20 protein-coding genes are annotated in these 18,784 nt (G+C 31.9%); 16 read left to right on the top strand and 4 right to left on the bottom strand.

Translation table 11 applies throughout. The features are described from left to right. Positions 1-63 precede the first annotated feature (63 nt). The 4 genes from SSP_RS07400 (at position 64) to hfq (ending at position 4,109) form a co-directional block, all read left to right on the top strand. The gene (locus SSP_RS07400) at positions 64-1,737 is read left to right on the top strand and encodes a glycerol-3-phosphate dehydrogenase/oxidase (RefSeq protein ID WP_011303227.1); all 1,674 of its coding nucleotides are present in this window, start codon (positions 64-66) and stop codon (positions 1,735-1,737) included. Positions 1,738-1,978: 241 nt separating this feature from the next. Continuing rightward, the gene (locus SSP_RS07395; protein WP_011303226.1) at positions 1,979-2,905 is read left to right on the top strand and encodes an alpha/beta hydrolase; all 927 of its coding nucleotides are present in this window, start codon (positions 1,979-1,981) and stop codon (positions 2,903-2,905) included. Positions 2,906-2,926: 21 nt separating this feature from the next. Continuing rightward, complete coding sequence (gene miaA / locus SSP_RS07390; protein WP_041784813.1) at positions 2,927-3,883, top strand: tRNA (adenosine(37)-N6)-dimethylallyltransferase MiaA; 957 nt, start codon at positions 2,927-2,929, stop codon at positions 3,881-3,883. Between the two features lies 1 nt (position 3,884). Next, positions 3,885-4,109, top strand: coding sequence for an RNA chaperone Hfq (gene hfq, locus SSP_RS07385; RefSeq protein WP_011303224.1), 225 nt, complete (start codon positions 3,885-3,887; stop codon positions 4,107-4,109). Between the two features lie 155 nt (positions 4,110-4,264). Here hfq and SSP_RS07380 read toward each other — a convergent pair whose 3' ends face one another. Further along, complete coding sequence (locus SSP_RS07380) at positions 4,265-4,741, bottom strand: glutathione peroxidase (RefSeq protein WP_370445200.1); 477 nt, start codon at positions 4,739-4,741, stop codon at positions 4,265-4,267. Positions 4,742-4,842: 101 nt separating this feature from the next. On the opposite strand from SSP_RS07380, the gene hflX reads away from it, so the two are divergent. From hflX to SSP_RS07335, 9 genes are all read left to right on the top strand, one after another. Further along, positions 4,843-6,078 (top strand): GTPase HflX, encoded by a 1,236-nt coding sequence (hflX, locus tag SSP_RS07375; RefSeq protein ID WP_011303222.1) that lies wholly within the window; start codon positions 4,843-4,845, stop codon positions 6,076-6,078. 15 nt (positions 6,079-6,093) lie between these two features. After that, positions 6,094-7,332: an aminotransferase class I/II-fold pyridoxal phosphate-dependent enzyme gene (locus SSP_RS07370; protein WP_011303221.1), complete on the top strand. Its 1,239-nt coding sequence runs from the start codon at positions 6,094-6,096 to the stop codon at positions 7,330-7,332. 259 nt (positions 7,333-7,591) lie between these two features. Then, positions 7,592-7,960 (top strand): MerR family transcriptional regulator, encoded by a 369-nt coding sequence (locus SSP_RS07365; RefSeq protein ID WP_011303220.1) that lies wholly within the window; start codon positions 7,592-7,594, stop codon positions 7,958-7,960. A 20-nt stretch (positions 7,961-7,980) separates the two neighbouring features. After that, a complete protein-coding gene (gene glnA, locus SSP_RS07360; RefSeq protein ID WP_011303219.1) occupies positions 7,981-9,321 on the top strand; it encodes a type I glutamate--ammonia ligase in 1,341 nt (446 codons plus the stop codon). A 641-nt stretch (positions 9,322-9,962) separates the two neighbouring features. Beyond that, a complete protein-coding gene (locus tag SSP_RS07355) occupies positions 9,963-10,160 on the top strand; it encodes a hypothetical protein (RefSeq protein WP_002483408.1) in 198 nt (65 codons plus the stop codon). A 235-nt stretch (positions 10,161-10,395) separates the two neighbouring features. Then, complete coding sequence (locus tag SSP_RS07350; protein ID WP_011303218.1) at positions 10,396-11,262, top strand: ABC transporter ATP-binding protein; 867 nt, start codon at positions 10,396-10,398, stop codon at positions 11,260-11,262. Position 11,263: 1 nt separating this feature from the next. Next, on the top strand, positions 11,264-11,998 hold the full coding sequence (locus tag SSP_RS07345) for an ABC transporter permease (protein ID WP_011303217.1): 735 nt from the start codon (positions 11,264-11,266) through the stop codon (positions 11,996-11,998). Further along, positions 11,995-13,086 carry a sensor histidine kinase gene (locus tag SSP_RS07340; protein WP_011303216.1) on the top strand — a complete coding sequence of 364 codons (1,092 nt, stop codon included), beginning with the start codon at positions 11,995-11,997 and terminating at the stop codon, positions 13,084-13,086. Before SSP_RS07345 ends, SSP_RS07340 begins: the two co-directional genes overlap by 4 nt. After that, on the top strand, positions 13,086-13,688 hold the full coding sequence (locus SSP_RS07335; RefSeq protein ID WP_037538489.1) for a response regulator transcription factor: 603 nt from the start codon (positions 13,086-13,088) through the stop codon (positions 13,686-13,688). Before SSP_RS07340 ends, SSP_RS07335 begins: the two co-directional genes overlap by 1 nt. An 81-nt stretch (positions 13,689-13,769) precedes the next feature. On the opposite strand, the gene SSP_RS07330 is transcribed toward SSP_RS07335, so the two are convergent. Further along, on the bottom strand, positions 13,770-13,961 hold the full coding sequence (locus SSP_RS07330; RefSeq protein WP_011303215.1) for a hypothetical protein: 192 nt from the start codon (positions 13,959-13,961) through the stop codon (positions 13,770-13,772). 171 nt (positions 13,962-14,132) lie between these two features. Here SSP_RS07330 and nucI point away from each other — a divergent pair, with 171 nt between their 5' ends. Further along, positions 14,133-14,663, top strand: a complete 531-nt coding sequence (gene nucI, locus SSP_RS07325) for a thermonuclease NucI (RefSeq protein WP_011303214.1) — start codon at positions 14,133-14,135, stop codon at positions 14,661-14,663. A gap of 263 nt (positions 14,664-14,926) precedes the next feature. Here nucI and SSP_RS07320 read toward each other — a convergent pair whose 3' ends face one another. Further along, positions 14,927-15,790, bottom strand: a complete 864-nt coding sequence (locus SSP_RS07320; RefSeq protein ID WP_011303212.1) for an NERD domain-containing protein — start codon at positions 15,788-15,790, stop codon at positions 14,927-14,929. A 223-nt stretch (positions 15,791-16,013) separates the two neighbouring features. Between SSP_RS07320 and SSP_RS07315 the strand changes: the two genes are divergently transcribed. Then, complete coding sequence (locus SSP_RS07315; RefSeq protein WP_002483400.1) at positions 16,014-16,514, top strand: hypothetical protein; 501 nt, start codon at positions 16,014-16,016, stop codon at positions 16,512-16,514. Positions 16,515-16,624: 110 nt separating this feature from the next. Beyond that, positions 16,625-17,218 carry a hypothetical protein gene (locus SSP_RS07310; protein ID WP_011303210.1) on the top strand — a complete coding sequence of 198 codons (594 nt, stop codon included), beginning with the start codon at positions 16,625-16,627 and terminating at the stop codon, positions 17,216-17,218. A 174-nt stretch (positions 17,219-17,392) separates the two neighbouring features. Here the strand turns inward: SSP_RS07310 and SSP_RS07305 are convergent, their stop codons facing one another. After that, complete coding sequence (locus SSP_RS07305) at positions 17,393-18,760, bottom strand: aspartate kinase (protein ID WP_011303209.1); 1,368 nt, start codon at positions 18,758-18,760, stop codon at positions 17,393-17,395. Positions 18,761-18,784 lie beyond the last annotated feature (24 nt).

The raw sequence follows: 18,784 nt of genomic DNA, 5'->3' as shown, positions 1-18,784 counted from the left end.
ACAATTATATATGTATGGGATGAATCTCTCTTTTTTTAATACTTTAGGAGGCGCTTGTTTATTATGAGTTTATCAACGTTGAAAAGAGAACAAATAAAAAAAGATTTAAAAGATCAAGAATTTGATGTCGTTATCATTGGCGGAGGTATCACTGGTGCTGGTATTGCTTTAGATGCAAGTGAAAGAGGTATGAAAGTTGCACTTGTTGAAATGCAAGACTTTGCACAAGGAACAAGCTCACGTTCTACGAAATTGGTACATGGTGGGTTACGTTACTTAAAACAACTTCAAGTTGGAGTGGTAGCTGAAACTGGTCGTGAACGTGCGATTGTTTATGAAAATGGACCGCATGTTACTACACCAGAACGTATGCTTTTACCAATGCATAAAGGCGGTTCAATGGGCAAATTCACTACTTCTATTGGATTAGCAATGTATGATAGATTAGCAGGTGTTAAGAAAGCTGAACGTAAAACAATGTTAAATGCTAAAGAAACATTAGAAAAAGAACCATTAGTTAAAAAAGCTGGTCTAAAAGGTGGCGGTTCTTATGTTGAATATCGTACAGATGATGCGCGTCTAACTATTGAAGTTATGAAACGTGCAGAAGAAAAAGGTGCGAAAGTTATTAATCATACAAAATCAGTACATTTCACTTATGATTCAAATGAAAAAGTCAACGGTATACAAGTTGAAGATCAAATCAGTAATGAAACGTATCCAATCAAAGCTAAAAAAGTCATTAATGCAAGTGGCCCATGGGTAGATGAAGTTCGCAGTGGAGACTATGCACGTAACAATAAACAATTACGTTTAACAAAAGGTGTTCACATTGTTATTGATCAATCTAAATTCCCATTAGGTCAAGCAGTTTATTTCGATACTGAAAAAGATGGACGTATGATTTTCGCTATTCCTCGTGAAGGTAAAGCATATGTTGGTACGACTGATACGTTCTATGACAACAATAAAACTTCACCATTAGCTAACCAAGAAGATAGAGACTATCTCATCGATGCTATTAATTACATGTTCCCAGATGTAAATGTAGCTGATGAAGATATTGAATCTTCATGGGCAGGTGTCAGACCGTTAATCTTAGAAGAAGGTAAAGATCCATCTGAAATTTCACGTAAAGATGAAGTATGGGAAGGTAAATCTGGTTTATTAACAATTGCCGGTGGTAAATTAACTGGTTATCGTCATATGGCACTTGAAATTGTGGATTTACTATCTAAACGCTTGAAATCAGAATTCGGTCTTAAATTTGATAAATGTGCGACGAAACACTTAACTATCTCAGGAGGAGATGTTGGTGGTAGTGCGAACTTCGATAAGTTTATTGAACAAAAAGTTGAAGAAGCAAAATCTTATCAAATTGATGAGTCAACTGCACGTCACTTTGCTTCAAAATACGGTTCAAATGCTGAAGAACTATTCAAGATTGCACAAACAGCACAATATCAAGAAACTGGTTTGCCTTTAGACATTTATACTGAATTAGTTTATTCAATCCAAAACGAAATGGTATATCGTCCAACAGACTTCTTTATTCGTCGTACAGGTAAACTATACTTCAAAATTGATGACGTCTTAAATTATAAAGAACAAGTTATTGATGTCATGGCTGGCTTATTAGGATACACAAATATTGAAAAAGAAGCTTATACAAAAGAATTACAAATTGCAATTGATGAAGCACAAACTGGTAATCATCAACCAGCAGTAAAAGAATAATTTAAAGTACTTTTTCAATAATATAATTTAAATAGAAATAGCTGCTAACTTTGCGAGGTTGGCAGCTGTTTTTTTAACCAAAAATGGTAATTTAAAGCATGATTAAAATTTGAAAATACTTTTATTAAAACAATGTTTGTACATACTGAGCTGATTGCGTACTATTTGATAACATGCTCATTTGAAGGTATATTGTATAATATACAAAAATATAAGTCGTAAAGTATGGGAGGCCTATAACATGAGTAAAAATGAATTTAAAATTACAGTTGCAGATGGCACAATGATAGAAGTTAAATTGAATAAAGCTAAAAAAACAACTATCGGTGTCGTGCATATACTTCATGGAATGGCAGAGCATATGGATCGATATGATCAGCTTGTGGAATCATTAAATCAACAAGGTTATGATGTGTTACGACATAATCATCGGGGCCATGGCAAAGATATAAATGAAGATGAACGTGGACAAATTGATGACCTGTCTCAAGTTGCGGAAGATGCATATGAAATTGCTGAAACGGTGTGTTCACATTATCAACATATCCCATATATTATTATAGGACATTCAATGGGATCAATTGTGGGACGTATATTCGCTCAAAGATATCCAGATGTAGCTCAAGGTATGATATTAACCGGAACAACGCAATACCCAACCTTTTTGAGCATTTCCATTTGTACATTACTAAAAATAATTACATTGGTGTTAGGAAAACATCGTAGATTAGATTGGTTAAACAAAATAATGTATAAATCGTTTAATAAAAATATTAATAACCAAAAAACGACAAGTGACTGGCTCTCTAGTGATGCGAATGAAGTAGAACAATTTATAAAAGATCCATATACAGGATTTTTAGTCTCAAATCAGTTGATTTATCAAGTTATGAAACAAATGGTATCAACAAGTCGAATGAAAAATATAAAACAAATGAACGCCAATCTTCCTGTATTGTTAATTTCAGGTAAAGATGATCCTCTAGGAGACTATGGTAAAGGGATTAGGAAACTGGGTAGATTATATAAAAAAGCAGGTATTAAACATATCACAGTACAACTGTATAAAAATAAAAGACATGAAGTACTTTTTGAAAAAGGCTATGTTGAAACATGGCATCATATGTATGAATGGATAGAAAAACAAATTTTAAAAAAGAAAAAGTAAATAGCAAATAAATAAAGAGAGATGATACACGTGGAAAATGACAAGCCCTTTATAGTTGTTCTTGTTGGACCAACTGCAGTAGGTAAGACTGAATTTAGTATTGAATTAGCCAAAAAATATAACGGCGAAATTATCAGTGGAGATTCAATGCAAGTTTATAAAAATATGGACATCGGCACAGCAAAAATAACACTTGATGAGATGTCTGGCATACCACATCAAATGATAGACATATTAGAACCCGATGAACCTTTTTCGGCTTATGAATTCAAAAACAGAGCACAAAAATTAATCAAAGAAATTACTCATAGAGGCCGTGTGCCAATCATTGTAGGTGGCACAGGTTTATACATACAATCACTTATTTATGATTATGCCTTCGAAGATGAAACTATTTCAGAAGCGCATAGCGAAAGTGTAGAAACGCAGCTAGCGGAACTTGATCAACTATCAAATGATGAATTACATCAGTATTTGGCATCGTTTGATGAAATTTCTGCGCAAGATATTCATCCCAATAATCGAAAAAGAGTTAGACGTGCTATACAATATTATTTAAAAACAAAAAAACTTTTGAGTTCACGTAAGAAAGTACAACAATTTACAGAAAATTATGATACATTATTATTAGGGATAGAAATGTCGCGTGACATATTATATCAAAGAATTAATACACGTGTTGATATAATGTTGGAACGTGGATTATTAAGTGAAGTGAAACAGCTCGTTGAAAATGGTTATGAAACAAGTCAAAGTATGCAAGCCATTGGCTATAAAGAGATTGTACCCGTTATTAACGGACAAATCAGTCTAGATGAGGCAACTAATAAATTAAAGCAACATTCTAGAAATTATGCTAAACGACAAATGACTTGGTTTAAGAACAAATTAGACGTCTTGTGGTTAGATAGAGAGAAAATGTCACTTTCACTAATGTTAGATGAAGTTTCAGTCCAAATACAGAAAAGGAGAACATAAAATGAATACAACAGAAAACATCCAAGACAAATTCCTAGGACAATTTAAGGCTGATCAAACAAAAATAATTGTATTTTTAGTGAATGGTTTTCAAATGAAAGGTACGATTGAAGATTACGATAAATACATCGTATGTTTATTATCTCAAGGAAAACAACACCTTATTTATAAGCACGCCATAAGTACCTTCACTATTGACGAAGCAGCCACAACTGAAGAAAGGTAATTTACATTTAAAAATTATGAAAAATACTTAAGTAAAACCGAGGTTGGAACAAATAAATGTTTCAACCTTGGTTTTTTGTATAAAAAAAGCATTGCCGTGTTTAAGTAAGGATACGATAATGCTTTTTAATATCATATATGAAATTGTATTTTCAGTTATAGTAATGCTTCAATTTCTGATTCCAATTGACTTGGTTTTTTCTGTGGTGAAAAACGTTGAACCACATCGCCATTTTTATCCACTAAAAATTTAGTGAAATTCCATTTTATTTTTTCATTGAAAAATCCATTTTGAGCTTCAGTTAAAAATTTAAATAGAGGATGTTGTTGTTCACCTTTAACATCAATTTTTTCATGCATTGGGAAAGAAACACCGTAATTGATTTTACAGTTTTGAGTAGCTTCCTCACCTGTACCAGGTTCTTGGCCACCAAATTGATTACAAGGGAATCCTAAAATGATGAAATCTTGATCTTTATACTTATCATATAATGCTTGTAGCCCTTCAAATTGTGGTGTAAATCCACATTCACTAGCCGTGTTTACAATTAACATCACTTTGTTTTTATAAGCATCTAATTTATAAGCATCTCCATTTGGTTTTTGTACTTCTATGTCGTAAATAGTCATAATACTTCACCTCTTTTTATTAATTTAACATAATTTAAGTTTATAGTCTTTATTTTGGCACTATGATAGAATGGCAAAGAATACTTTGAAAAGAGGTGCATGTTATGACCCAACAACAAACATATACAACGGAACAGAGTTTAGAAACAGCAATATTAGTTGGAGTACATGCTCAAACGGATGAAGACTTTAACTTTGAGTCAACAATGGAAGAATTATCGTCTTTATCTCAGACATGCCAATTAAACGTAAAAGCACAGTTTAGCCAAAATAGAACTAACGTAGACAATAAATTTTATGTTGGTAAAGGTAAATTGGATGAAATTAAAGCATATGTTGAATTTCATGACATAGACGTTGTTGTAGCCAATGATGAGCTTACAACTGCACAATCCAAAACTTTAAATGGTAATTTAAACGTCAAAATAATTGATAGAACGCAGCTTATATTAGAAATATTTGCTCTACGCGCACGTAGTAAAGAAGGTAAACTACAAGTAGAATTAGCGCAATTAGATTATCTTATGCCCAGATTGCAGGGTCATGGCCGAAGTTTGTCTCGACTAGGTGGCGGCATCGGAACAAGAGGTCCTGGTGAAACGAAATTAGAAATGGACCGTAGACACATCAGAACGAGAATGAATGAGATTAAACACCAATTAGAAACGGTAGTAGAACACCGTGAACGCTATCGTAATAAAAGAGAACAAAATCATGTATTTCAAGTAGCATTGGTGGGTTATACTAATGCTGGGAAATCGTCTTGGTTTAATGCATTAGCAAAGGAATCTACTTATGAAAAAAAACTGCTTTTCGCCACACTTGATCCCAAAACGAGACAGATACAGATAAACGACGGCTTTAATCTCATCATTTCAGATACAGTAGGATTTATTCAAAAACTACCAACAACACTTATAGCGGCTTTTAAATCAACTTTAGAAGAAGCAAAAAATGCAGATTTATTATTACATGTTGTCGATAGTAGTCATCCTGAATATCGCGCGCAATATGATACCGTTAATCAAATTGTAAATGATTTAGATATGGGACAAATACCTCAGGCCATCATTTTTAACAAGAAAGATTTGCATGATGGCTCATTACCAGCTACAAACAAACCTCATGTGTTTGTTTCTAGTAAAGATGAAAAAGATATAGAGAAAGTAAAATCATTGTTATTTAATCAAATTAAACAAGTGCTTACTTATTATGAAGAAAGTGTACCGAGTGCAAATGCAGATCGCTTATACTTTTTAAAACAACATACGTTGATATCAGAATTAGTATTTGACGAGATAAATGCTAATTATCAAGTTAAAGGATACAAAAAAGAATAGAAGGAAGTTATGAAAATGGAAGAGATGAAACAACTGATTGCGGACACAGAGGCTACATTAGCGCCATATTTTAAAGCAATAGAAGAAACCGCCTTTGTTAATCAGGAAAAAGTACTTAACGCGTTTCATGAAGTGAAAGCTACTGAAAGTGATTTACAAGGGACGACAGGTTACGGGTATGATGATTTTGGTAGAGATCATCTTGAAGAAATTTATGCACACACGTTTAAAGCAGAAGATGCTTTAGTTAGACCTCAAATCATCTCTGGTACACATGCAATCACGATTGCGCTGCAAAGTACTTTGAAACATGGTGATGAGTTATTATATATCACTGGCAATCCTTATGATACTTTATTAGAGGTCATTGGTATCAATGGCAATGGTATTGAAAGTCTTAAAGAACATGGTGTCCAATATAATAAAGTGGATTTGAAACATGGTGATATAGATATAGAAACGGTAATGCAACAAATTCATAGTCGAACAAAAGTCATCGCTATCCAACGTTCCAAAGGCTATGACCAACGTCCTTCTATCAATTTAAATTTAATCGAAAAGGCCATACAACAAATTAAGGCGCAATATCCAGAAATCATTATTTTTGTCGATAATTGCTATGGTGAATTTGTAGAAGAACGTGAACCTATTGAATGTGGAGCGGATTTAATTGCAGGCTCATTAATTAAAAATCCAGGTGGCGGTTTAGCAAAAATCGGCGGTTATATTGCAGGAAAAAAAGATTTAATTGCACGTTGTGGTTATCGTCTAACTGCGCCTGGTATAGGTAAAGAAGCAGGTGCATCACTCAATTCGTTACAAGAAATGTATCAAGGGTTCTTTTTGGCACCACATGTTGTTAGTCAAAGTTTGAAAGGGGCTTTATTTACAAGTCTTCTTCTAGAGAAGATGGATATGCGAACAAGTCCAAGATACGATGAAGCGCGAACAGATTTAATTCAAACGGTTTCTTTTGAGAATAAAGAACAAATGATTCAGTTTTGTCAAAGTATACAACAAGCCTCTCCCATTAATGCACATTTCAGTCCTGAGCCAGCTTATATGCCAGGATATGAAGACGATGTAATCATGGCGGCAGGGACATTTGTACAAGGATCTTCTATTGAACTTTCTGCTGATGGGCCAATTAGACCGCCATTTGAAGCCTATGTTCAAGGCGGATTAACATATGAACACGTAAAATTAGCTGTCTCAAGAGCAGCGAGAAATCTAAAATCACAACAATTGATTTGATTTTTGAATGAACTTCCATATATGTTTTGTAAAAAGAGATAGTATATACATGCTATTTTAATTTATAATCCCACATATGGATTTTTTTGAATAAATTTAAGGAATTTTCTAATAATTATAGATTTAAGGCGACGAATTAACAGATGAAAGTAGTCATATCAAGGGATGAGAACTTCATGTTAGAAAACCTTACATATCTTTGAATTAATCTGATTATTATGCTAAATTTATTACAAGTTCAAAAGTAGAGGTGATCGGATTGAAGTCAAATGATACATTACGACGAAGTATGCCCGTTTTCCCTATGAGTGTTGTAACAAAATTAAGTGAATTGTCTGCTAGGCAAATTCGTTATTATGAAACACATGAACTCGTTAAGCCACAACGATCAGAAGGAAACAAAAGACTTTTTTCATTAAATGATTTAGAACGCTTACTTGAAATTAAGAAGTTAATTGAAAAAGGGTTCAATATTAAAGGTATTAAACAAATTATTAATGATGAACAAGATCACCTTACTGATGATGAACAAGAGACAAGAAAACAAATGATAGTTGAAGCTACACAGAAACCAGAGCGAGAAGCAATTCCAATAAATCGTGGTGACTTATCACGTTTTATTAAATAAAAATACGGGGGACATATATTATGCCAAAACGTTCATTTACAAAAGAAGATATTCATAAGTTTGCTAAAGAGGAAAATGTAAGATACTTACGACTACAATTTACAGATATATTAGGCGTTATTAAAAACGTTGAAGTACCAGTAAGTCAATTAGAGAAAGTATTAGATAACGAAATGATGTTTGACGGATCTTCAATTGAAGGGTTCGTACGTATTGAAGAATCTGATATGTACTTATATCCAGATTTAGATACTTGGGTTATTTTCCCATGGACTGCTGGTCAAGGAAAAGTTGCACGACTTATTTGTGATATTTACAAAACAGATGGTACACCATTTGAAGGGGATCCACGTGCAAACTTAAAACGTGTCTTAAATGATATGAGAGAATTAGGTTTTTCTGAATTGAACTTAGGACCTGAACCAGAATTCTTCTTATTCAAATTAGATGAAAAAGGAGAGCCAACATTAGAATTAAATGATGATGGTGGTTACTTTGACCTTGCACCAACGGATTTAGGTGAAAATTGTCGTCGTGATATTGTATTAGAATTAGAAGATATGGGCTTTGATATTGAAGCGAGTCACCATGAAGTTGCACCTGGACAACATGAAATTGATTTCAAATATGCAGATGCAATTACAGCATGTGATAATATTCAAACATTTAAGCTTGTAGTTAAAACAATTGCGCGTCAACATAACTTACATGCAACATTTATGCCAAAACCATTATTTGGCGTTAACGGAAGCGGTATGCATTTTAATATGTCATTATTCAAAGGTAAAGAGAATGCGTTCTTTGATCCAGATGGTGATATGCAAATGACTAAAGATGCTTTCCATTTCGTAGCAGGTATCTTAAAAAATGCACGTGGATTTACAGGCGTATGTAATCCATTAGTTAACTCATATAAACGTCTTGTTCCTGGCTATGAAGCACCGTGTTATATTGCATGGAGTGGTAAGAACCGTTCACCATTAATTCGTGTGCCATCATCTCGTGGACTATCAACACGTGTTGAGGTGCGTTCAGTAGACCCGGCTGCCAATCCTTACTTAGCATTAGCAGCAATATTACAAGCTGGCTTAGATGGTATTAAAAATAAACTTGAAGTACCAGAACCAGTGAATCAAAATATCTATGAAATGAACCGTGAAGAACGTGAAGCGGTTGGTATACAAGATTTACCTTCAACTTTATATACTGCAATTAAAGCAATGAGAGACAACGAACCAATCAAACAAGCACTTGGTAATCACATCTATCACCAATTTATTAACTCTAAATCAATTGAGTGGGATTACTACAGAACTCAAGTTTCTGAATGGGAAAGAGAACAATACATCAAGCTTTACTAGGTGCTAAACAAAGGGGTTAAACACTAGGAATATAAGCAATCCATTTATTCTTTATGAATAGATTGGGTTGCTTTTTTGCGCCCACTCATTAAAAATAACCAACTATACCTTTAGCGAGTTATAGATGGTCATAAAAATAAAATAATTATAAAACTGTATCGCTTTTTTTAAAGCATGTAATTAACCAATACACACAGTGTGTTACCAATTTGTATGTATCAATAAGAATAATAAAAAATGATCAAATATTTGAGTTATTCAAGCTATATTAGATTTATCAGATTTAATAAAAAAGATAGAATGCACTCGTAAAAGTTAACGAGCCATTCTATCTTTAAACATTAGTGATGAAACTAATGTTTAACCAAATATTGCGTGCGAAAATGGTATTAAATATAAGACGATTAATGTAAGACTTACTAAAATGTATATAATAAACGCACGCACTTCTTTTGACTTAAAGAAGATAATCACCTCACTCATGTTTAGTGAACTTTAATTGTAGAACAAGCGAATTTATCAGTCAACTTTGACTTATTAATGGGAAGAAGATTGACTAATTACCTTTAAAATTTGTGTGCAATATAAACCTATAGTATAATATACTTAATAAAATTTACTTATCATAAGGGGATGGAATCATGCAAGAAGTAAAATTAGTAACATTAAAAGCACTTTCACTAGATGATTTAGAAAAAGAAATTAATAACTATTTAAAAACAGACGAAATATCTGGTTATAAATTATTAAATTCTACTGTACGTGAAGTTGAAGAACGTACATTTTCAGCTAACGAGCAAGAATTTCATGCATTTTTAACATTTACAAAAGATATTTAAATGGCATATCATTAATTGAAAATACTGCGTAGAAAGATTAATTTCTTTCTGCGCAGTATTTTTTTGTGCCAAAGCTAATATATAAACAACTATAATAATATTATGTAAACTTTATAATTTCATAATATTCATTTTACTTAATGACATTTGTCATATGTAATTTATGACAATATTCACTACTGTCTTTCTATTAGATTCGTCATACTTAAAGTAGGAAATGAAAGGAGTGTATAAAATGATTAAAATAAAACATTTAACTAAAACTTATAAACGAGTAAAAGTAGTTGATGATGTGACGTTTGATATAAATGAAGGTCATTGTACTGCATTAATAGGACCGAATTGCGCTGGTAAATCTACGCTTATAGACATGATTATAGGTGATCGACATGCAAATAAAGCCGAAATACTAGATACGGCACAATTATTGGATTCTAAGAATTTAGGGATTATGTTTCAAAAAACAAATTTTCCAGATTTAATAAAAGTAAAGGAACTTTACCAACTGTTTGCTCATTTATATACGGATGCCATTACTTTAAAAGAGTTTAGTGAAATTACACTTTTTAATGAAAGTCAATTAAATCAATATGCTAATAAATTATCGGGTGGGCAAAAGCGGATTCTTGATTTTGCACTCGCACTTATAGGTAAACCCCAATGTATATTTTTAGATGAACCGACGAGTGCCATGGATGTACAAATGCGTGGCCATTTTTGGGAAGTTGTAACGAAGCTGAAGGACGACGGGGTAACGATATTTTACACCTCCCATTATATAGAAGAAGTAGAGCGTATGGCTGACCGAGTAATTGTTTTGGAAAAAGGACGTGTGATTTTAAATGACAATCCGGAAACGATAAGAACACGTCAACATACATCAATCATTAGTTTACCAAGCAAATACCAAGACAAAGTTGAAACGAATTTATCTAGTAAGCACTTCGAATATACATTAGAGAATCATAAAATACGGATAACTACGACAGATGTACAAATGATCATTGAATATCTCATTTCGATACATGTCGATTTGAATGAAATAGAGATCAATAAAGCAAGTCTGTTAGAAACCGTATTTAATAAAGAAGAGGTGAAGTAGTATGTTAACTTATTACTTAAAGACAGAAATTCAATTATTATTTAGAAAGAAAGTGTATTTGGTGCTATCTATACTGGTACCACTTGCTTTATATTTATTATTTACATCTATACTGGATTTGCCTGAAGAAGCGAAAAAACCATTTTATAAAGAATATATGTATAGTATGACGGCATTTAGTTTATCGAGTTTTTGTTTAATGCAATTCCCGATAGATTTAATTAATGAAAAGACGACAGGTTGGTATAAAAATTTAATGCGTACACCACTACAGTCACATCAATATTATATGGCTAAAGTCTTTAAAATGATGTTCCAATTTATTTTAGCCATCTTACTTATTTTTATTGTCGCACACTTTATGAAAGGTGTTGAAATGTCAACTTCAGATTGGTTACTTTCCGGTTTAATATTATGGATTGGGGCGAGTACTTTTTTATCTGTTGGGGTATTGATATCACAAATCAATGAAATTCAAAAAGCAAGTAGTATTGGTAATATTTTGTATTTAAGTTTAGCTATTCTTGGCGGTCTATGGTTTCCTGTAAGTCAATTTCCTGAATGGATGCGCAAGATTGCTTATGTCACACCGACTTACCATTTGAAGCAAGTCGCTTATGAAATTGGTAAAGGAGGGACGCTAGACTATTTATCACTTTTTGTTTTAGTTGGTTATAGTATACTCTTTTTAGTAGTTGCACTTATTATTCAAAAGAGAAGAGACGTGGATATATGATTAAAAGATTGAAAGTCAATGTAATTGATTTATCGAGTTTAGTATATCTCATATTTGCAGTGATACCATTGTTTACATTTGACTTAAAAGGGCCATATTGGATGTATGTTATTATATTTATTATTTTTACAATTTCATATACTGCTTTGGCCATATTTACGGAAGTGTTATCAACGAAAATGATATATACTTTTCTAATTTTACATTATATTGGTATCACTTATTTAGTTTATAGTGTCGGGCCAGCGACGAGTTTATTCTTTTTCTTTAGTTCATTTATTTTACCATATGTATTGAAAGTGAAAATGAAATCTATAGCCTTTTTAATTTTCATTGTTGTCATGCTTATTAATTTTATTTTAATTTATGTCGCAGATCCGCTAAGTTTAGGCTTTATAGCAGTCATGCATATCGCTATATTACTTATAACGGTTGGAAACTTCAAACAGAGTGAAACAATAAAAATGAAAAATGCACTGGAAGAAAAGAATAAGCATATCAATGTACTCATTGCCGAACAAGAACGAAATCGCATTGGACAAGACTTACATGATACGTTAGGTCATGTTTTTGCAAGTTCAAGCATAAAATCAGAACTAGCAATCAAACTGATTGATAGCGATTCAGAAAAAGCAAAATTACAAATGATTGAAGTTAACAATATATCTAAGGAATCATTAAATAAAGTTCGCAGTATCGTCAATGATTTGAAAATACAGTCATTTGAAGAAGAAGTAGCTTCGATGGAAACGTTGTTAAAAAATGCAAATTTAAATTTTGAATTTTTTAATGCCGAACTAGCAAAAGGTATTAGTCCAGCTAAACAAGCTATTTTGGCGATGATTTTGAGAGAGGCAATTAATAATGTGTTGAAACATGCTCATGCAACATCGGTAACTGGTTCATTAACAGAGACACAAAATGATATTACATTGACTATTATTGACAATGGGATTGGTATGGATGATTTAAAAGAGCATGATTTGAAGAGTATTAAAGAACGTGTAGCCCTTATGAATGGATCGATTGAAATACAATCGAATCATGGCTTATGTATATCCATTAAAATATCTCGAGGTGACGCATGATGATAAATATCATACTAGCAGAAGATCAAACGATGTTAAGAGAAGCAATGGTTCAGCTTATTAATTTAAATGAACAGTTAGAAGTAGTTGGAAGTTCAGGTAACGGAAAAGAAGCGTATGAATTAATTAAAGTAAGACAACCACAGGTTGCTATCTTAGATATTGAAATGCCTGGCATGACAGGTTTAGAAATATTGAGAAATATTAAAGAACAACAACTTGATGTGAAAGTAATTATAGTTACAACATTCAAGAGACCCGGTTATTTTGAATCAGCGGTAGCAAACGATGTAGATGCTTATGTATTGAAAGAACGCTCTATAGATGAATTAGTCACAACGATTTATAAAGTATTGAATAACGAAAAAGAATATAGTGAAGCACTGATGACGTCGCTATTTAAAGAAAAAAATCCATTAACACCTAAAGAACAATTGGTTTTAAGAGAGATAGGTGAGGGCCATACGAGTAAAGAGATTTCCAAGCATCTCTTTTTATCTTATGGAACAATTAGAAATTATACATCTACGATTATTGATAAACTTGATGCCGAAAATCGATTTGAAGCATGGAATATTGCTAGAAATAAAGGATGGATTTAAATGATTTAGCACTTGCTAAATATGTTGTATGGTTCAAATTAAATAATAAAACTGCCGATAAGTCTATAACGGCAGTTTTTATTATTTACGTTTATTTTTGGATGCGATAGATTGGATAATGAAAATGATAAATCCGATTAATATGCCTAATAAAACTGCTACAACGGCAGAAACCATTAGCGGTAGTTGAAATTGGTTTTGTAAGATTAGACCTACGATGACGGCAATGACAACTGCAATAATCGTTATCATGTTTTCTTTGAAAATGCTCAATTTGTTCACTCCTATTCAAGATTATTATAGCACGAGTTATTTACATAGATAAACAATATCATGTTATTTAAAACATCAGCTAATTTATGAGTTAGTGTATAATGTGGTCTTGACGATAGTTTGCTTTTTCTATATGATAATTTGGAATATTTAAAAGAAGTGGGTGCAACAGTGAAATCTAAGAAAAAAATGACTAGTTTAGTCGTTATCGTAGTAGTGTTAGGTGTATTAGCTTTTCAATATATTAATCAAACAGGACCATTTCAAAATAATGGTGCAGATACGTCAACAGGACCACATGATTCTGAAAAAGTTCATGTGTCACGTGTTGTAGATGGAGATACATTCGTTGCTGAAAATGACAATAATGAGCAATTGAAAGTTAGACTGATTGGCGTTGATACGCCCGAAACAGTTAAACCCAATACGCCGGTACAACCTTATGGGAAAGAGGCTTCTGATTATACTAAAAAGCATTTAACAAATAAAGACGTGTATTTAGAGTACGATAAAGAAAAAGAAGACCGATACGGTAGAACATTAGCTTATGTTTGGCTTGATGATAAGACAATGTATAATGAGCAATTAGTCAAACAAGGCTTAGCTAGAGAAAAATATTATTCTCCAAATGGAAAATATAGAGAAGCCTTTGAAAAGTCTGAAGACATTGCTAAAGAGAAAAAATTAAATATTTGGAGTTAAACTTTGAATTTATAATGTGAAAAAAAAGCCGAGACGTATATTAATGTCTCGGCTTTATAATATTATATTTTTCATAACGTATTGGCAGTAATTTGGGCCGACTCCTGTGGAAAAGCACTGGCCGAAGACTACAGGCTAAGGCTGTGTCCACGGAAAGCGTGCACAAAAAACTGCCCACAAAGACGGAGGCTTTAGCTAAAGTTTGAAGAGTCTGAGACATCTATTTTTGTCCCAGACTCTTCTTTCCTATATAGTATATTAATTTAATAAAAACGTGCTACTAATTTATCATATTGCTCTTTAGTCAATGCCTGATCTGTTGATTGAACAGTATCTCCAATAATTTGTTGTAAGGAAGATTTAGATGAGACTGTTTCAACGTAATCACCTCTTGTAGACGGGCCGTCAATAATATTTACGCTACCATCAGTGAAATAAACAAGTCCAATATTCTTGATTTGTTGATTGAGTTTCTCATATATCTTAGCCTCTAAAGCCTGTGTATTGATAGATGATTGTTCAAAAGGATCATAATTATAAAAATCATAGGTTACAGAATTATTTTTAATACGTTCAATGAATGTATACGTTGTCGAACGTGTTGATTGAAACTGACTATGAAATTGATTAGCAATATAACGTCCTACAGTTTGGGCTATATTATCATTCACTTTAGATTCATTGCTGTTTGTTGTATCTGCAGTGAAATGATAAAATGTTTTTTGCTTCCAATTTTTAACATTGATATTAAAAATGCCTTTTTCTGTAATTACAACATAATCGAAAGTTCTAGCGTACTCAAAAAGGGGATGTTTTACAGCTAAGTTACCAGTAGCTATAATATCAAAATGTTGAATGACACCTTCGTTTTTATATTGATTTAAGATACTATTTAAATCTTGCTTCGCTTTTCTTAAACCATGATGGTGCGTATCATTGTTTCCATCTATATTCAGCATTTGATTTTTTAATTGTGTATTTTCTCGAGTTACTGTACTTATTTTTGTAACTAATTGATCTTTTGAATACGTTTCAGTTTCAAGTTTATTTTGCATTACTCGATGGTCAATTATTACAATAACAATTAATAGTATTATAATTACAATTAATATTAACGGGAAAAACATATGTATCATCCTAATCTTATTTAATTTTTTATTATATCTTATTTTACGCTTTTATTTAGTTTAGCACAAATTCTATAATTTTAAATTAGTATATTAGTGCTATTACAATAGAAAGACCATTACTTACAAAAGCAATATTTTGATGTAATATTACTAAATTAATTTTATTGGTTCTTTAAAACTGTTGTGGAATTTGTATAATTCAAGTCATTAAACAGTTATAATGAATTACGCACAATATCTTTCAATGAAGAAGGTGAATAGCAAGTTGAGCAATATAAAACAATATTTTGAACATATCATAGAAACGATCCAGTGGGACGATATTATTGCATTTGATAATCATCCGTTTGCTTATAAAATGATAGATGAACTATATAAAGCAAATATAAAAATATCAGTAATAAGTTATTCTACAGATATTATAAGGTATGTATCAAAATATACAGATTTTAATATAATCATTCCAAATGGTATGGTTGATAGTGCTAGTCATGTGATACTAGGCAAAGGTGTATTAGAAACCTTTTCAAAATACCAAATTCGCTTTTATTTTGTTTCAGCACCTTTTATGAATGAAGATAAGTTATATCAAACCGTACCTGCAATAGCAGAAATACAAAATACGATAAAGAACTGTACTCATAGTGTGCTCCTAATGAATAGACCAGATCCTATTATTGGAGATTCAAATGGGCAATACATAGAAATTGGTGATTTTTAAAATTATTTGTGCTTTATTTCACATTTTTGCGCTTAATGCATTGAAAAATGCGCATACAAATTATATAATATGTATTATTGGAAACGCTTACTTTTATAGGAGGTGCACTTTTGGATAATGAAAATAATGAAAAAGTTAAAGACATTGTAAAATCTTTAAATGAAAATGTACCTAACTTATTTAAATTTAATGGTGAAGTTGCCAAACAACTATTTTTACGTGACGAATTTAACCTGAATGGTAAAGTTGATATCAGCGTTGAAAGAAAATTTTTAGGTGAGGTCTTAAAATATATTCCTAATGACAATCGTAAGGTGCTCCACGATACCAATCACGCATCATCTAATTATGACGAATTAAATTTCGAAAATATTACACATGCAGAAATATTTGATGGTGAAAAATTAATTATGACTATCATTGTCTATGATGTTGAAGATGAAGAATGGATGTTTAGATGGAATCATAATATTCGATTGCCAGAAAAAAATATTTATTTTCACTCTATTAAATGGGATGTAGACTATATTAAGCCAGAAATCGTTTTAATGTATGAATTATTAGATCCTATTGATTATCATCAATTACCAAATTATAGAATTGTTATAGATTCATTGAGTTATTATCAATTTGTAATACTACGTTTAGTAGTGGGCGATGAAAGAATTAATCAAGTGCTTATATCAGAGAAAAAAGCCATATAAAATCCTTCAAATCATTGGAAAGTTTAACCAACAGATACAATGAATTTGAAGGATTTTTGTTTGGCTTGATTTATGAAATATTATTTAAAGCGAGTTTGAATTTGTATGACTTCAATCATATCATTAAAACTACTTTAAGTATCTTTTGATTTATATAACGATAATAAAAGCTACTTAAGATTTTAAACATATGCCATTATAACAATATTCATAAGTGGATTTGACTGCTTTATCGGCATCAGAGACATGTATACCAAACATGATTGATATCTCTGATGCCCCTTGATTCATCATTTTTAAATTGATATTCGATTCAGCTAACGCGTGCGTAATTGTATTTGCAGTACCGACAATTCTATGCATACCTTCACCAACAATCATTAAGATAGCTAAATCATGTTCCACACTTAACTCATCAACATCGCAATTTTTTCGAATGTCATTTAAGACTTGTTCTTCTCTATTTTGGATTTCTTTGGAGCGCATAATAATACTAATATTATCTATACCTGATGGCATATGATCAAATGAAATACCATAATCCTCTAAGACAGCTAATATTTTTCTTGTAAAACCAACTTGTCTATTCATTAAATATTTTTTAATGTTTAAAACTGTAAACCCTTTATCACAACTAATACCACTGACAATGTTATTAGAATTTATTTCTCTATCATGGCGAATATATGTACCAATATCATCAGGTCTATTTGTATTTTTTATGACAACTGGAATTCTATCTTTGTGTAAAGGTTGTAAAGCTTCATCGTGAAACACTCCAAATCCAGCATAAGAAAGTTCACGCATTTCTCGATAGGTAATTTCATCGATGACTTCAGGATTTTTAACAATCGTAGGATTTGCTCTAAAAATACCAGAGACATCAGTGAAATTTTCATATAAGTCTGCCCGTACACCTCTAGCTACTATAGCACCTGTGATGTCAGAGCCACCTCTTGGAAATGTAACAATATAATTTTGTCGTGAAACCCCAAAGAATCCAGGAATTATGAGTTTTTCATTATATTCACGTAATTTATATAGCGTATTATAAGATTGCTCTAAGATTTGTGCATTTTGTGGTAAATCAGTAACTTGAATGCCTGCCTCACCAGGAGATACATATCTTGTAGGAATACCTTGGCTATTGTTATATTCTGCAATGAGTTGCGCATTAAAATCTTCTCCACAGGATAGTAATGCGTCTAATAAACGAGAAGGTTTATCTTTTAATATAGCAATGTATGACTCTAATGTTTCATCAATTGAAGTTAGTAAATGATAATCCATGTTTAATTCATCTATGATATCTGCGTATCTTTGAATGATTTCTTTCTTTTTAGACGTGTAATCTAATCTATCAATCACTTTTTCATACAAACGAATTAGTAAGTCCGTTGTTTTTACATCTTCGCTGTGACGTTTACCCGGTGCTGATACGATGATAATTTTCCGATCAACATCTGAATTTACGATATTTAATACTTTTTTAATCTGTTCTGCATTAGAAACAGAACTTCCTCCAAATTTAGCTACTTTCATTGTAAATACCAACCTTTCTAAAAA

Origin of the sequence: Staphylococcus saprophyticus subsp. saprophyticus ATCC 15305 = NCTC 7292 (assembly GCF_000010125.1) — a bacterium.
GTDB classification, from domain to species: domain Bacteria; phylum Bacillota; class Bacilli; order Staphylococcales; family Staphylococcaceae; genus Staphylococcus; species Staphylococcus saprophyticus.
This window is presented reverse-complemented; position numbering and strand designations above follow the sequence as displayed.

What these genes read in the sequence shown, in the direction of transcription:
- SSP_RS07400 (WP_011303227.1), top strand. Translation starts at nt 64, where the DNA reads ATGAGTTTATCAACGTTGAAAAGAGAACAAATAAAAAAAGATTTAAAA.
- SSP_RS07395 (WP_011303226.1), top strand. Translation starts at nt 1,979, where the DNA reads ATGAGTAAAAATGAATTTAAAATTACAGTTGCAGATGGCACAATGATA.
- miaA (WP_041784813.1), top strand. Translation starts at nt 2,927, where the DNA reads ATGATACACGTGGAAAATGACAAGCCCTTTATAGTTGTTCTTGTTGGA.
- hfq (WP_011303224.1), top strand. Translation starts at nt 3,885, where the DNA reads ATGAATACAACAGAAAACATCCAAGACAAATTCCTAGGACAATTTAAG.
- hflX (WP_011303222.1), top strand. Translation starts at nt 4,843, where the DNA reads ATGACCCAACAACAAACATATACAACGGAACAGAGTTTAGAAACAGCA.
- SSP_RS07370 (WP_011303221.1), top strand. Translation starts at nt 6,094, where the DNA reads ATGGAAGAGATGAAACAACTGATTGCGGACACAGAGGCTACATTAGCG.
- glnA (WP_011303219.1), top strand. Translation starts at nt 7,981, where the DNA reads ATGCCAAAACGTTCATTTACAAAAGAAGATATTCATAAGTTTGCTAAA.
- SSP_RS07355 (WP_002483408.1), top strand. Translation starts at nt 9,963, where the DNA reads ATGCAAGAAGTAAAATTAGTAACATTAAAAGCACTTTCACTAGATGAT.
- SSP_RS07350 (WP_011303218.1), top strand. Translation starts at nt 10,396, where the DNA reads ATGATTAAAATAAAACATTTAACTAAAACTTATAAACGAGTAAAAGTA.
- SSP_RS07345 (WP_011303217.1), top strand. Translation starts at nt 11,264, where the DNA reads ATGTTAACTTATTACTTAAAGACAGAAATTCAATTATTATTTAGAAAG.
- SSP_RS07340 (WP_011303216.1), top strand. Translation starts at nt 11,995, where the DNA reads ATGATTAAAAGATTGAAAGTCAATGTAATTGATTTATCGAGTTTAGTA.
- SSP_RS07335 (WP_037538489.1), top strand. Translation starts at nt 13,086, where the DNA reads ATGATAAATATCATACTAGCAGAAGATCAAACGATGTTAAGAGAAGCA.
- SSP_RS07320 (WP_011303212.1), bottom strand. Translation starts at nt 15,790, where the DNA reads ATGTTTTTCCCGTTAATATTAATTGTAATTATAATACTATTAATTGTT.
- SSP_RS07315 (WP_002483400.1), top strand. Translation starts at nt 16,014, where the DNA reads ATGAATTACGCACAATATCTTTCAATGAAGAAGGTGAATAGCAAGTTG.
- SSP_RS07305 (WP_011303209.1), bottom strand. Translation starts at nt 18,760, where the DNA reads ATGAAAGTAGCTAAATTTGGAGGAAGTTCTGTTTCTAATGCAGAACAG.